Genomic DNA, 13,906 nt, shown 5'->3' on the forward strand with positions numbered 1-13,906 from the left:
AAGGCTGAGCCGCAGTATCGGCCATCTATGTTGTCCGCACATCACATGACATCATCGACAGCGCCCGTTGCCCCCACCAATGGCCGGCCCGATGCCGGTCTTTCTGGAGAACGTACATGCCACACGACCCAGTCCCCCACCTGGTCATCGTCGGCGGCGGCTTTGCCGGTCTCTGGGCCACCCGTGCCCTGGCCAAGGCCCGTCTGCGCATCACCCTGATCGACCGCCGCAACCATCACCTGTTCCAGCCACTGCTCTACCAGGTCGCCACCGCCGGGCTGTCCTCGCCGGATATCGCCGCACCGCTGCGCCACATCCTGCGCCGGCAACGCAATGTCGACGTGCGCCTGGGCGAGGTCACCGCCATCGACAAGCAACAGCGCGAAGTCGTGCTGGGCGACGGCACCCGTGTCGGTTATGACCTGCTGATGGTCGCCAGCGGTGCCACCCACGCCTATTTCGGCCACGACGAGTGGGCCGGCGACGCGCCGGGCCTGAAGACGCTGGACGATGCCCTGCTGCTGCGGCGCAAGCTGCTGCTGGCCTTCGAGCGTGCCGAGGCCGAGAACGACCCGGAGAAGAAAGCCGCCTGGCTCAGCTTCGCGGTGGTCGGCGCTGGCCCCACGGGCGTGGAACTGGCCGGCACCCTGGCCGAGATCGCCCGGCACACCTTGCGGAACGAGTTCCGCCACATCGACCCCGCGTCGGCACGGGTGCGCCTGGTCGAGGCCGGGCCGCGGGTGCTGTCCAGTTTCCCGGAACGCCTGTCGCAGAAGGCGCGCGAGCAGTTGGAACGGCTCGGCGTGGAGGTGCTGACCGGCACCCCGGTCAATGACATCAACGCCTTCGGTTTCCAGCTCGGTGACGTGCACGTGCCCGCGCGCACCGTGGTGTGGGCCGCCGGCATGGCCGCCTCGCCACTGGCGCGCACGCTGGACGTGCCACTGGACCGCGCCGGCCGCGTGCAGGTACAGCCGGACCTGACCGTCCCCGGCCATCCGGAGATCTTCGTCGCCGGTGACCTGTCCGCGCTGCAGCAGGACAACGGCCGCCCGGTGCCCGGCGTGGCGCCGGCCGCCAAGCAGATGGGGGCCTACGTCGCCCAGGTGATCCGTGCACGCCTGGACGGTGCCTCGCCCCCTGCCCCGTTCCGCTACAATGACCAGGGCAACCTGGCCACGATCGGACGCATGGCCGCCATCGTGCACATGGGCAAGCTGCAGCTATCCGGGGTGCTGGCCTGGTGGTTCTGGCTGGCCGCGCACGTGTTCTTCCTGATCGGCTTCCGCAACCGCCTGGTGGTGCTGCTGAACTGGGGCGTGGCGTACTGGAGCTACCAGCGCAGCGCGCGCATCATCCTGGGCAACCCCTACGACGACCGGAAGCCCGACCCCCGGTAGAGCGGAGCCGTGCCCCGCCGGGCATCATCGACACCCCCGTGCCGGGCACCACCCGGCAGGGCCCAGTTCATTGCCCGGCAGCGAACTGCTCGAACACCTGCTTGCCGGTCAGCGTCGGCGTGTCATTGGCCAATGCGTAGAACGGCGGCTTCTCGTCGATGAAGATCTGGCTGACCAGCTCCAGCGGTTCCTGCTGGAACAACCCTGCCGACACGAAGTACTCCCCGTCCGGCACCAGCCGGTAGAACAGGTGGGTGCCGCAGTCGCCGCAGAAGCCGCGCTCGGCCCATTCCGAGGAACGGTAGCGCCGTGGTTCGGCGCCGTTGAACCGCACCTTGTCATCGCAATGCACCGCGAAGAACGGCCCGCCGGACCAGCGCCGGCACATGCTGCAATGACACAGGCCGATCTGCACGTGCGCGTCACCGGCAATCACTTCGATCGCGCCACACAGGCAAGTACCCTTCATCGTCGTCTCCCTCCAGGATGCAAGCGCGGAATCTACACCGTCGCGCCGGGACACGCTCGGCCGGGAGCTTCACCGGAAGAGCCCGCCCGCACCACCGCCCACGAAAAAGCCCGGGTTTCCCCGGGCTTTTCGGTGCACCTCAACGCCTGATCAGGCGGCGAACAGTGCCTTCATCTTCTTCAGCGCGTTCGCCTCGATCTGGCGGATGCGCTCGGCCGACACGCCGTACTCGTCGGCCAGCTCCTGCAGCGTCACCTTGCTGTCAGCATCCAGCCAGCGGCGGGCGATGATGTCACGCGAACGCTGGTCCAGCTTGGCCAGGCCTTCGCGCAGCAGGCTCAGCTGGTTGTCCTCGCTGTCCTCGCGCTCGTAGGCCTGCGACGGGTCTTCATCGCGTGCGACCAGGTAGGCGGCCGGCGACGGCGGTGCATGGTCGTCGTCCTCGTCGGACGGCGCATCGAAACCGACGTCACGACCGGACAGGCGCGACTCCATCTCCATCACTTCACGCTCGGAGACGTTCAGGTCCTTGGCAACGGCGCTGACTTCGGCCGCGTTCATCCAGCCCAGGCGGGTCTTGGACTTGCGCAGGTTGAAGAACAGCTTGCGCTGCGCCTTGGTCGTGGCGACCTTGACGATGCGCCAGTTCTTCAGGATGAACTCGTGCATCTCGGCACGGATCCAATGCACGGCGAAGGACACCAGGCGCACGCCCATTTCCGGGTCGAAGCGCTTGACCGCCTTCATCAGGCCGATGTTGCCTTCCTGGATCAGGTCGCCCAGCTGCAGGCCGTAGCCGTTGTAGCCACGGGCCACGTGCACGACGAAGCGCAGGTGCGAATGCACCAGCTCGCGCGCGGCATCCAGGTCCTGCTCGTCGCGGAAACGACGCGCCAGTTCCTGTTCCTCATCGACCGACAGCACCGGGATCTGGTGCACGGCACCGATGTAGGCATCCAGCGAGCCGAGCGCACTGGGAATCGGGAGATTGTTTGCCACAAGGGCAGTGGAGGTATGCAGGCTCATAGTGTCCCAATCTTAGCAGTCAGAACTATTGGACTGACCGGTACAGAAAAAGTTCCAGCATTCTGTTTTTGGCACGACACCCGGCCTTCAGCCTGAATAGGTGCCACAAACAGCTGCTTTCCCCATCCCCCACACCCTACCAGAGCAGGCATCTCAGTCAAACGACAGGGAGCACGCTGATTCAGCCGCCAGCGAGCGCGGCGTCGAGCACCGCCCGCGGTGGCAGCCCCCAATCGATCGGGGCCTGCCCGCGGCGCTGCAGGTAGTCGTTGGCCTGGGAGAAATGGCGGCAGCCCAGGAAGCCGCGGTGGGCCGACAGCGGGGAGGGATGCGGGGCCTTGAGCACGCGGTGGCGGCGGGTATCGATCACCTTGCCCTTCTGCTGGGCGTAACTGCCCCACAGCAGGAACACCAGGCCCTCGCGCTCGCGGTTGAGCACATCCACCACATGATCGGTGAAGCCTTCCCAGCCGCGCCCCTGGTGGGCCCCGGCCTTGCCCTCCTCCACCGTCAGCACGGCGTTGAGCAGCAGCACGCCCTGCTTCGCCCACGGGACCAGGCAGCCATGGTCCGGGCGCGGGATGCCCAGGTCGGCCTCGATCTCCTTGTAGATGTTCAGCAGTGACGGCGGCACCGGCACGCCCGGCGGCACCGAGAAGCTCAGCCCATGCGCCTGGCCATGGCCGTGGTACGGGTCCTGGCCAAGGATGACCACCTTGGCCTGCTCGAACGGGGTGGCATCGAAGGCGGCGAAGATCTGCGGACCCGGCGGGAACACGTGCGCGCCGGCCGCCTTGCGCTGGCGCAGGAAGGCCGACAGCTCGCGCATCTCCGGACGCAGCAGCCAGTCGCCGACCTGTGCCTTCCAGCTCGGCTCGAGCTGGATCTGCGCCGCCTGCTCCGGGTTCACAGCGTCACCGCCGGCTGGGCCATGCGCGCCAGCCGGAGCTGGAACAGCACCTTGGTCACCAGCAGGCGTTCTTCGATGGGTTTCTGCACCAGGTCGTTGGCCCCGGACTGCAGCAGCGCCGACTGGTTGTGCGGGTTGCCGTCGCCGGTCATCACCAGCACCGGCAGGCGGCGCTTGCCGTAGCCGAAATCGATGCGGATCCGCTCGACCACGTCACGCCCGCTCAACTCGCCCTTCAGGGTCACGTCGGTCAGCACCAGGTCGATCTCGCGCTGGGTGCGGCCCAGCGATTCGGCAGTCAGCAGCGAGAACGCGTCCTCGGCGGTGAGCACGTGCACCACGTGCAGGTCGTGCCGCTCCAGCATGCGCTTGGTCGCCTCGGCCACCACGCGGCTGTCCTCCACGTACAGCACGGTCGCATCCGGCACTGGCTCGGGTTGCACGTAGCCACGGATGAAGGCCGCCAACGCCTCGTGGCCCAGCGACTTGTCGAAATAGTCGGTGACGTATTCGGTGAAACGGCGCTGCTCCAGGTGCTGCTGGGCGTCACCGGACACCACGATCACCGGCACGTAGGCCTGCCCGGCGGCGTCGCGCACGCTGCGCGCCAGGGTCAGGCCGTCGCCATCGGGCAGGGCCAGCGAGGTGGTGACCAGATGCACCGGGCCAGCCGCCAGCGCGGCGCGGGCCTCGGCGATGCTGGCGCACCCCACCACCTCCACGTCGGGCAGCTCGCGCGTGAGCACATCGCTGATCAGGCGCCGCACCAGTTTTGAGCCATCGACCACCATCACCCGGGGGGCGTCGCTGATCAGATGCTTGAGTTCGTGCTTCGCCATGCCTGCCTCAGGTTTCAGTCGGGCGAGTCTGCCTGAGGAAGTGGCCGGTCACCAGCCATGCCCCGAGCCAGCCCAGGATCGTGGTCGCCACCAGCACCATCAGCGAGTGGAACAGGTCCAGCCCGTGCAGCACGAAGGGACTGCCATAGCTCTGCGACAGCGTCGCCAGCGGCGGGCGCAGCGCCAGACCGCAGATGCCGATCAACCCCAGCGCCACCGCGCCGGCCCCCAGGCCATACCACGCCCCCAGGTAGACGAACGGACGGCGGATGAAGCCGTCACTGGCACCGAGCAGCTGCAGGACACCGATTTCCTCGCGCCGGGCCTGGATGTCGAGCCGGACGGTGTTGCCCACCACCAGCGCCGCGCCCACGCCCAACAGCACCGACAACACCTGCACCAGCCGTGCGCCGAACGCCAGCCAGCCGTCCAGCCGTTGCCGCCACAGCGCATCGTGCTGCACCAGGTCGGTTTCCGGCAGGGCTTCCAGTGACTTGGCCAACGCGGCGTCATCGCCCGTGGCCGGGGTGACGATCAACAGCGTCGGCAGCGGGTTGTCGCCCAGCGCATCGATCGCCTCGCCCAGCCCGGCACTCTGCCGCAGCTCGGCCAGGCCTTCTTCCGGGGTGCGCACGGCCACCTCGGCCACGTCGGCACGGGCGCGCAGCGCGGCCACCACCGTCTGCGCGGCGGCCGCGTCCAGCTCGGGCTTCAGGAACAGGTTGATGTCACGCGACTGCTGCACGCTGCCGGCGAAATGCTTGAGGTTGTCCAGCACGATGGACAGGCCCAGCGGCAATGCCAGCGCCAGCGCCATCACCGCCACGGTCAGGGCGGTGGCCCACGGCTTGCGCAGCGCGCGGCCAAGGCTGAACACCACGCTGTGCAGGTGGTGGCGGAACCAGGTGAGCACGCGCGACGGCGCGGCGGCTTCGGTGTTTGCGGGTTTGCTCATCGTCTTGCGCTCACTCCGCCAGTTCGTGCGGCGAGATGTCATCGACCAGCTTGCCGTGGTCCAGGATAAGCACGCGCTTGCGCATCTGCTTGATCAGCGCCAGGTCGTGGCTGACCACCAGCACGCTGGTGCCCCGCCCGGGCAGCTCGGCGAACAGCGACATGATCTCCGCGGCCAGGGTCGGGTCGAGGTTGCCGGTGGGTTCATCGGCCACCAGCAGCCGCGGTTCACCCACGATGGCGCGGGCGATGCCCACGCGCTGCTGCTCGCCGGCCGACAGTTCGGTGGGCAGGGCCTTCTCGCGGTGCGCCAGGCCCATGCGTTCGAGCACCGAGCGCACCCGCTTGGCGGTATCGGCACGGCGGTCGCCGCGCAGGATCAGTGGCAGGGCGACGTTCTCGCCGATGCTGCGGTCCACCAGCAGGCGGTGGTCCTGGTAGACCGCGCCCACCTCGCGCCGGTGCAGGGCGACCTTGCCGCCACGCACCTTCAGCAGGTTGCGCTCACCGAACAGCACCGCGCCGCGCGTGGGCCGTTCGCTCAGGTGGATCAGCTTGAGCAGGGTGCTCTTGCCGGCACCGGAGTGCCCGGTGACGAACAGCATCTCGCCGGCCGCCACCTCGAAGCTGACATCCGCCAGCGCCTGATGGCCACCGGCGTACTGTTTGCTGACATTGTCAAAACGCAGGACGCTCATCCGCCGATTATGCAGGAGCGCACCCGGTAGTGCCGAGCCATGCCCGGCACAGGATCCCCGCACGGCCCGGCGCCGAGCAGGGCTCGGCGTCCCCGGGCCGGGCCGATCAGCTGCCGGAAAGCATCCGGCGGATCTTGCGGCCCAGGCGGGTCAGGAACGAGTCGTTGTCACTGCCACCACGCATCGACTTGGCCTGTACCTGCACCGGTGCATTGGCCACGGCCGGTGCGGCCACGCCCTCAGCACCTTCGACCGGACGCCCGTGGCGACGACGACGACGCTTGCGCGGGGCGCGCTCGCCTTCCACCGCCGGGGTGCCCGACGCATTCGGTGCGCTGCCGGCGGTGTCCGGGCGCGGCGGCTTCGGTGCGGCAGCCTGCTCGCCTTCCACGCGCGGCTTGCGCTCACGACGCGGACGGCCATCGGCACCACGCTCGCCACCGCCACGGCGCTCACCGGGCTTGCCGCCACGGCCACCACCACGACGGGCCTCGTCGGCGGCCTTCTGCTCGCGGGCTTCGCGGAAGATGGCCCCCACGCTTTCGTTCTCCTCACCCTCGGCGCCTTCCACCGGCGCGCGCTCCGGGCGCGGCAGGGGGGTCAGCAGCTCGCTGGTGACGGACTCGACCGGGATCTTCTGCTCGATGTAGGCCTCGATGTCCGGCAGGCTCATCGCATAGCGCTCGCAGGCGAAGCTGATCGCATCGCCTTCCTCGCCCAAGCGCGCGGTGCGGCCGATGCGGTGCACGTAGTCCTCTGCATCGAACGGCAAGTCGTAGTTGTAGACGTACTTGATGCCGTCGATGTGCAGGCCGCGGGCGGCCACGTCGGTGGCGACCAGGATTTCCAGCTGGCCCTTCTGGAAGCGGTTGAGCAGGCTCTCGCGCTTCTTCTGCGGTACGTCGCCGGACAGCACGCCGACGCGGTAGCCGGCTCGCTCCAGCGCGCGCGCGACGCGCTCGACGAACACCTTGGTGTTGACGAACACCATGGTGCGGGCGCCTTCGCTGCGCGAGAGCAGGCCCAGCAGCAGCGGCAGCTTCTCCTCGTCGGCCGGGAAGTAGATGCGCTGGCGCACGCGGTCGGCGGTGACGTTCTCGGTCTCCACCACCAGCTTCTGCGGCTCGTTCATGTGCTCGTAGGCCAGCTCCAGCACGCGGTGGCTGAGGGTGGCGCTGAACAGCAGGGTCTGGCGCGTGGTGCGCTCGGGCATGCGCCGCAACAGGAAGCGGATGTCCTTGATGAAGCCCAGGTCGAACATGCGGTCGGCTTCGTCCAGCACGCAGATCTCGCAGGCATGCAGCGACACCACCTTGTGCTGCTTGACGTAGTCGATCAGGCGGCCCGGGGTGGCGATGATCACGTCCACGCCCTGCTGCAGCAGCTCACGCTGCTTGTCGTAGTCCACGCCACCGTAGACCAGCGCGAAGCGCAGGCCAGTGTCGGCGGCGAACTTCATCGCGTCCTTGTGGATCTGGATGGCCAGCTCGCGGGTCGGCGCCAGGATCAGCGCACGCGGGTCTTCCGGCTTGCGGTCGGCCAGCGCCGGCCGGGTCAGCAGCCGGTTGACCACCGCCACCAGGAAGGCCAGCGTCTTGCCGGTGCCGGTCTGTGCCTGCCCTGCCACGTCGCCGCCTGGCAACGCGACCGGCAAGGTCAGCGCCTGGATCGGGGTACAGCGGGTGAACCCTGCTCCTTCAAGCCCTGCCAGCAATGCTGGCTGCAGTTCGAAGGAGGAAAACGTCACATCGGTCAGCGGTTTGTCGCTCATTATTCTGTCTTTGTAGTGCCAGGCGGCCAGTGTGGCCGGGCGGCTTGCATCAATACGGGCACCGTCGCACACTGCGGCCCCTGCGCCGGGTCGCGCGGCTTGGGCTGTACCCTTTTTGTCCGCGCAATAACCCAGTTTACCGCAATGCGACGGTCAACCCGGCATCGACAGTCGCATTGACCCAGGAGACTCACAAGTGAGCGATAAGGTTTTACACGTCGGCGACGCCGACTTCGACAGCGCCGTCCTGCAGTCCGGCGAACCGGTCCTGGTGGATTTCTGGGCGGAATGGTGTGGCCCGTGCAAGATGATCGCCCCCGTGCTGGACGAGCTGGCCGACGCCTATGACGGCAAGCTGAAGATCGTCAAGCTGAACGTGGACGACAACCGCGCCACCGCGGTGAAGTACCACGTGCGCTCGATCCCGATGCTGCTGCTGTTCAAGGATGGCCAGATCCAGGCCACCCAGATCGGCGCCGTCGGCAAGGGCCAGCTGAGCCAGATGATCGACAAGGCCCTGGCCTGATCGATCCACCCGGCCCGGTGGCGCTCCGCCGCCGGGCCATGCGGGCCTTGCCAATACGGCGGCCCAACAGGGTTTCCGGGCAACTTGCACCCCCGCGCGCGGCGGTGTTAGTGTCGTCCTATCCGGCAGCGTTCGCATGCCGCACCCTCCGGCCGGGTTCTCGACCGGATCACTCCCAACCAGTTCGCCGCCCACAGGGCGCTCGCACGTCTTAGCGAGAGGAATCAAGCACTTGTCCGAGAACACTCCTTCCGAAACCGGGAGCCCCGACGCGCCCGTCGAGAAGCGCGTGCGCAAGCCGCGTGTCGCCAAGGCCACCGAAGGCAGCGATACCAGCGCCGCCCCCGCTCCGGCCCAGCCCGCACTGCCGCTGCCGCCCGCCGCACCGACGCCGGCTCCGGTTGCCCAGGAATCTTCCGCCCCGGCGCCCGCTGCCGGTGGCAACGACAGCCCGGCCACTTCCGGCAACGCCTCCGGCGGCCAGGAAGGCGGCGAGCCGCGCGGTGACGGCAACAACCCGCAGCGCCACAACAACCCGAACGGGCAGCAGGGTGGCCAGGGCCAGCAGCAGGGCCAGGGCAACCGCCGCGACCGTTTCCGCAACCGCCGCGACCGCGACCGCAACAACCGCTTCCGCGACGACAACGGCATGCCCAACGAGGGCGGCAACGAGAACTACGCACCGCGCCCGATGCCGAGCGTGCCGGAAGGCTTCCCGGTCTACTCGCTGAGCGACCTGAAGCGGATGCCGGCGCAGAAGCTGCTGGAAATCGCCGAGCAGCTGCAGATCTCCGAAGGCGTGGCCCGTGCCCGCAAGCAGGACGTGATCTTCGCGCTGCTGAAGGTGCTGACCCGCCACGGCGACGGCGTCGCCGCCGACGGCGTGCTGGAAATCCTGCCGGACGGCTTCGGCTTCCTTCGCGCGGCCGAGGCCAGCTACCTGGCCGGCCCGGACGACACCTACATCTCGCCCAGCCAGATCCGCCGCTTCAACCTGCGCACCGGCGACCACCTGTCCGGCCGCATCCGCTTCCCGAAGGACGGCGAGCGCTACTTCGCGCTGTCGATCGTGGACACCATCAACGGTGAGCCGATCGAAGCATCGAAGAACAAGGTGCTGTTCGAGAACCTGACCCCGCTGTTCCCGCGCAAGCGCTTCACCCTGGAGCGCGGCAATGGCTCCTCCGAAGACATCACCGGCCGCATCCTCGATCTGATGGCACCGCAGGGCAAGGGCCAGCGCGCCCTGATCGTTTCGCCGCCCAAGGCCGGCAAGACGATGATGATGCAGCAGATCGCCACGGCCATCACCACCAACCATCCGGAAGTGCACCTGATCGTGCTGCTGGTGGACGAGCGTCCGGAAGAAGTGACCGAAATGCAGCGCACCGTGCGCGGCGAAGTGGTCTCCTCGACCTTCGACGAGCCGGCCGCGCGCCACGTGCAGGTTGCCGAAATGGTGATCGAGCGCGCCAAGCGCCTGGTCGAGCACAAGAAGGACGTGGTGATCCTGCTGGACTCGATCACCCGCCTGGCCCGCGCCTACAACAACGTGGTGCCCAGCTCCGGCAAGGTGCTCACGGGCGGCGTCGACGCCAACGCCCTGCACCGCCCGAAGCGTTTCTTCGGTGCCGCGCGCAACGTGGAGGAAGGCGGCAGCCTGACCATCATCGCCACCGCGCTGGTTGAAACCGGCTCGAAGATGGACGAGGTGATCTACGAGGAGTTCAAGGGCACCGGCAACAGCGAAGTGCACCTGAACCGTCGCATCACCGAGAAGCGCGTCTACCCGGCGATCGACATCAACCGTTCCGGCACCCGCCGCGAAGACCTGCTGATCGAGCCGGAGCTGCTGCAGAAGATCTGGATCCTGCGCAAGCTGCTGCACCCGATGGACGAAATCGCCGCGATGGAATTCCTGCTGGACAAGATGAAGAACACCAAGTCCAACGACGAGTTCTTCGGTTCGATGAAGCGGTAACACCCGAGAATGCCCTCGGAAGCAGAAAGGCCCCGGATATCCGGGGCCTTTCTGCTTATTGCCGAGTGACACACTGGCATCCCCTGAAATATCTGGAGAAAGCTTATCGAACCACCTCCCAAATGACGCTGGGCATAGGTCTTCCTGTCCCTGCATCGCTGCCTGCCGAGTGTGCTTTGGCAGCATGGCCACCAATAGCAACCCACAATCTGGCCGAACCATTGCTCACATGCTGCGCTAACGGCGATTGCAACAACCACCGAGACCTCCTCCATTCTTCAGTCGTCGACGGAACATGCCCTCTGTTCCACACAAATGACTTGCGATAGATTAAGTGAGACAAGCACCTTTGGAATCGCCGTGTACGCTGCCTGCCGCCGCCTCGCTCGACGCACATTGAGCAGCGTCCGTCCCTATGCTTTTCCACAAGCGAAACCATCGATTGAGAAGCCCGCGTGCAACATCTGCGGATTTCGCCTCAAGGCATCGCGTGAGGCTCTCTCGGACAGGGAGGCACCGAGCTGCCCGGCCTGCGGTTCGTCAATGCGGTTTCGCGCCATCATGGCGGCCTTCCAGACCGAGCTGGACAACACTCATCAGATTCAAGTACTTGAGCGCCTCCCAAAGCGAAAGAGCATCAAGGGAATAGGCATGAGCGATGCGAATGTGTATGCAGCCGGCCTACGGCGCAAGTTCGACTACCTCAATACATTCTTCCATACCCAACCGAGGCTCGACATCCGCTCTCCTGATCCACACTACATCGGGCAATACGACTTTGTGGTCAGCTCCGATGTCATGGAACACGTGGACGGCCCCTGCGAACGCGCACTCGGCAACCTGCGCATGTTGCTCAAGCCCGGCGGCCTTCTCGCGCTCACGGTGCCATACACGTTCGAAGGGGGCACAGTCGAGCACTTCCCCGAACTCCATGACTATCGGATCGAGGGCAAGGGCACGGATAGAGTGCTCGTCAATGTCACCAGGGACGGCCGCGAGCAACGGTTTTCCGATCTGTGCTTTCACGGCGGTGATGGTTCAACCCTTGAATTGAGAATCTACGCATTCAACGATCTGATGAGATTGCTTGGCGAAATGGGTTTCACCGATATCAAACTGCACGATACTGATCACCCGCAATGGGGCATCATTCACCGTCACCGACTGGGTGCTCCCGTTACGGCACGGGCCGGGTAGCAGATCGCCGCGATGGAGTTCCTGCTGGACAAGATGAAGAACACCAAGTCCAACGACGATTTCTTCGGTTCGATGAAGCGCTGATCCCTCGGGATTGGCCGCCACAGAAAGCCCCGCGCAAGCGGGGCTTTCTGTTTTCCCGGAAAGAGCGGCCCCGGCAGCAAAACCGGCGACTCCTGGCACCTCAACCACGCAGGAACAAATCTGGCCGCCAAGCCGATGATTCTCGTCGGGCTTCGCGGCCGAGGCCGCTCCTGCCAGCGATCAGCCGCCCTGCAGCGGGGTCAGCAGGCGCGGGCCGGTGTTGCGGTCGGCCATGTAGACGCCGCCTTCGGCCAGGCTGTCGGGTGAGGTCTCCACGTTGCGGTCTTCCGTGCGCCAGGGCGCACGCTCACGCGGGCCGGCCACATAGCTGACCCAGCGACCATAGGTTTCGGCCCCCTTGTCCCGGCCGCGGTCCATCGCGTAATTGATCGGCACGCGCACGTTCCAATAGGGCCGCGAGGCGACGTCACCTTCGGTGGGGACCCGGAACGTCCAGCCCTTCGCCGCCGCTATCGCATTGCGGGCCAGCACCTCGCGGAAACGCCGCTGGTCGGATTCACGGCTGAGGAAGGTCAGGTTCACCTGCTCGGCGAAGGCATCCTCGACCTTTCCGTCGCGGCCAACCTTCACCAGCAGGTAGACGCTGCCGGTTGCGCCTGCGCGGAAGGCCAACTCGGGATACCGCGGCGGATCCATCTGGATGCTTGCGACGTTCTGCGGATCGGTGGAGTCGTACTTCTGGAAGCTCACCCCACGCAGGCTGACCTCGTAGCTGCCGCCCTCCAGCTTGCGCGCGACCACCCGCAGGCTCATCGGTGCCACCGCGCGGACCAGCTTCCCGTCCACGACGATGGGTTCGAAACGCCACTGCAGCGCACTGTCGCGCACCAGCTTGACCACGCCCTCGGGCAACGTCTCCTCCTGGCGGAGCAGCAACCCGGACACCGATCCATCGGTCTCGATATGCACATCGCCACTGACCAGCATGCTGCTTTCCACCTGCTGGCGGACCTGCGCCACGCTGCCCGGCGACGGCTCGGCAACCACCATCGCGGGAAGGCCCAGCAACAACACCCCGGCCAGGCCCAACGCGCCGATTCGAACGTTCATGCTCACATCCTTGAGATTGAAGTGCCCCGATTACAACGCAAACCCGATGACCGCATCAATCACGCCACGCCGGGATACCTGTCGGTTGCTCAACCGCCTTGCAGCGGGGTCAGCAGGCGCGGGCCGCTGTTGCCGTCGGCCATGTAGACGCCACCGTCCTCCAGGGCATCCAGCGAGAACCAGGTCTGCGCGGCCGATTCCGCCCATGGCGCACGCTCGATGGGTCCGGCCACGTAGATCTGCCAATGGCCGTACCCCCTTACCGCCGGCTGTGCTCTATCGGTGAAGGAGTAGTCCGCCGGCACCCAGACATCCCAATATGGACGACCCGCAAGGTCTCCTTCCGTAGGTATGCGATAGCTCCACTTCAACGCCTGCTCGATCGCACTCTCGGAGAACAACTGGCGGAACTTCAGCTGATCCCGTTCGCGGCTGACGAACTTCAGGTTGACCTGCTCGGCGAATGCCTGCATCACCTTGCCATCCCTGCCAATCCGCAAACGCAGGTAAACGGTGCCGCCAACACCAAGGTCAATGGCTTCACGCGGATAACGCGGCGGCGTCGTGCTGATACATGAAAGACCGCGCGGATCATCCTTGCCACCGCCGATGAAGTTCACTCCGCGCAGTGCCACCTCGAAGTTGCCGTCGTCCCGTTGCTTGGCCACTACCCGCAGGCTGACCGGCACCTTCGCGCGCACGGGCTGACCCAGCTCGCGAACCGGCTCGAACCGCCATGGCAGTACCGTGGCGCGTACGTAGCCGGCAATGGCCGTCGGCAGCATCTCTTCCCTGTCCAGTTGCAACGAGGCGACCGTGCCCTCCTCGCTGAGCAGCAGCTCCCCCTTGACGAGCATGCTGCGCTCGATGCGCTCGCGCACCTCCGTGATGCTGCTGCCTCCGGCTGCCATACCGGTGCCGGACATGCCGAACAACACCCCGGCCACCATCACCCACGCACTGAACCTGCCACGCATAGC

13 protein-coding genes are annotated in these 13,906 nt (G+C 66.5%); 4 read left to right on the forward strand and 9 right to left on the reverse strand.

Annotated features, from left to right (window positions below; translation table 11 throughout):
• The first annotated feature begins 116 nt into the window (after nt 1–116).
• Nucleotides 117–1,400 (forward strand): NAD(P)/FAD-dependent oxidoreductase, encoded by a 1,284-nt coding sequence (locus tag IB227_RS13835; RefSeq protein ID WP_192287856.1) that lies wholly within the window; start codon nt 117–119, stop codon nt 1,398–1,400.
• A gap of 67 nt (nt 1,401–1,467) precedes the next feature.
• Here IB227_RS13835 and IB227_RS13840 read toward each other — a convergent pair whose 3' ends face one another.
• The 7 genes from IB227_RS13840 to rhlB form a co-directional block, all read right to left on the reverse strand.
• The gene (locus tag IB227_RS13840) at nt 1,468–1,869 is read right to left on the reverse strand and encodes a GFA family protein (RefSeq protein WP_192287857.1); all 402 of its coding nucleotides are present in this window, start codon (nt 1,867–1,869) and stop codon (nt 1,468–1,470) included.
• A gap of 150 nt (nt 1,870–2,019) precedes the next feature.
• Nucleotides 2,020–2,895, reverse strand: a complete 876-nt coding sequence (gene rpoH / locus IB227_RS13845) for an RNA polymerase sigma factor RpoH (protein WP_192287858.1) — start codon at nt 2,893–2,895, stop codon at nt 2,020–2,022.
• Nucleotides 2,896–3,076: 181 nt separating this feature from the next.
• The gene (gene ung, locus IB227_RS13850; RefSeq protein WP_192287859.1) at nt 3,077–3,805 is read right to left on the reverse strand and encodes a uracil-DNA glycosylase; all 729 of its coding nucleotides are present in this window, start codon (nt 3,803–3,805) and stop codon (nt 3,077–3,079) included.
• The gene (locus IB227_RS13855; protein ID WP_165931219.1) at nt 3,802–4,644 is read right to left on the reverse strand and encodes a response regulator; all 843 of its coding nucleotides are present in this window, start codon (nt 4,642–4,644) and stop codon (nt 3,802–3,804) included. The genes ung and IB227_RS13855 overlap by 4 nt, the downstream gene beginning before the upstream one ends.
• Before the next feature lie 7 nt (nt 4,645–4,651).
• Nucleotides 4,652–5,599 (reverse strand): permease-like cell division protein FtsX, encoded by a 948-nt coding sequence (ftsX, locus tag IB227_RS13860; protein WP_192287860.1) that lies wholly within the window; start codon nt 5,597–5,599, stop codon nt 4,652–4,654.
• 10 nt (nt 5,600–5,609) lie between these two features.
• Nucleotides 5,610–6,296, reverse strand: a complete 687-nt coding sequence (gene ftsE / locus IB227_RS13865; protein ID WP_132865894.1) for a cell division ATP-binding protein FtsE — start codon at nt 6,294–6,296, stop codon at nt 5,610–5,612.
• A 106-nt stretch (nt 6,297–6,402) separates the two neighbouring features.
• Complete coding sequence (rhlB, locus tag IB227_RS13870) at nt 6,403–8,067, reverse strand: ATP-dependent RNA helicase RhlB (protein ID WP_192287861.1); 1,665 nt, start codon at nt 8,065–8,067, stop codon at nt 6,403–6,405.
• 196 nt (nt 8,068–8,263) lie between these two features.
• Here rhlB and trxA point away from each other — a divergent pair, with 196 nt between their 5' ends.
• The 3 genes from trxA (at nt 8,264) to IB227_RS13885 (ending at nt 11,771) form a co-directional block, all read left to right on the forward strand.
• Nucleotides 8,264–8,593, forward strand: coding sequence for a thioredoxin TrxA (trxA, locus tag IB227_RS13875; RefSeq protein WP_132865896.1), 330 nt, complete (start codon nt 8,264–8,266; stop codon nt 8,591–8,593).
• Nucleotides 8,594–8,825: 232 nt separating this feature from the next.
• Nucleotides 8,826–10,574, forward strand: a complete 1,749-nt coding sequence (gene rho / locus IB227_RS13880) for a transcription termination factor Rho (RefSeq protein WP_132865897.1) — start codon at nt 8,826–8,828, stop codon at nt 10,572–10,574.
• A 360-nt stretch (nt 10,575–10,934) separates the two neighbouring features.
• Nucleotides 10,935–11,771, forward strand: a complete 837-nt coding sequence (locus tag IB227_RS13885) for a class I SAM-dependent methyltransferase (protein WP_192287862.1) — start codon at nt 10,935–10,937, stop codon at nt 11,769–11,771.
• Nucleotides 11,772–12,035: 264 nt separating this feature from the next.
• Here IB227_RS13885 and IB227_RS13890 read toward each other — a convergent pair whose 3' ends face one another.
• Both IB227_RS13890 and IB227_RS13895 read right to left on the reverse strand, forming a co-directional pair.
• Complete coding sequence (locus IB227_RS13890) at nt 12,036–12,926, reverse strand: energy transducer TonB (RefSeq protein ID WP_225591826.1); 891 nt, start codon at nt 12,924–12,926, stop codon at nt 12,036–12,038.
• Nucleotides 12,927–13,015: 89 nt separating this feature from the next.
• Nucleotides 13,016–13,903 carry a protein tonB gene (locus IB227_RS13895; RefSeq protein WP_192287863.1) on the reverse strand — a complete coding sequence of 296 codons (888 nt, stop codon included), beginning with the start codon at nt 13,901–13,903 and terminating at the stop codon, nt 13,016–13,018.
• Between the last annotated feature and the right edge of the window lie 3 nt (nt 13,904–13,906).

Origin of the sequence: Stenotrophomonas sp. STM01 (assembly GCF_014852135.1) — a bacterium.
GTDB lineage: Bacteria > Pseudomonadota > Gammaproteobacteria > Xanthomonadales > Xanthomonadaceae > Stenotrophomonas > Stenotrophomonas capsici.

Coding starts and splice junctions, on each gene's coding strand:
- IB227_RS13835 (WP_192287856.1), top strand. CDS start 117: ATGCCACACGACCCAGTCCCCCACCTGGTCATCGTCGGCGGCGGCTTT.
- IB227_RS13840 (WP_192287857.1), bottom strand. CDS start 1,869: ATGAAGGGTACTTGCCTGTGTGGCGCGATCGAAGTGATTGCCGGTGAC.
- rpoH (WP_192287858.1), bottom strand. CDS start 2,895: ATGAGCCTGCATACCTCCACTGCCCTTGTGGCAAACAATCTCCCGATT.
- IB227_RS13855 (WP_165931219.1), bottom strand. CDS start 4,644: ATGGCGAAGCACGAACTCAAGCATCTGATCAGCGACGCCCCCCGGGTG.
- ftsX (WP_192287860.1), bottom strand. CDS start 5,599: ATGAGCAAACCCGCAAACACCGAAGCCGCCGCGCCGTCGCGCGTGCTC.
- ftsE (WP_132865894.1), bottom strand. CDS start 6,296: ATGAGCGTCCTGCGTTTTGACAATGTCAGCAAACAGTACGCCGGTGGC.
- rhlB (WP_192287861.1), bottom strand. CDS start 8,067: ATGAGCGACAAACCGCTGACCGATGTGACGTTTTCCTCCTTCGAACTG.
- IB227_RS13890 (WP_225591826.1), bottom strand. CDS start 12,926: ATGAACGTTCGAATCGGCGCGTTGGGCCTGGCCGGGGTGTTGTTGCTG.
- IB227_RS13895 (WP_192287863.1), bottom strand. CDS start 13,903: ATGCGTGGCAGGTTCAGTGCGTGGGTGATGGTGGCCGGGGTGTTGTTC.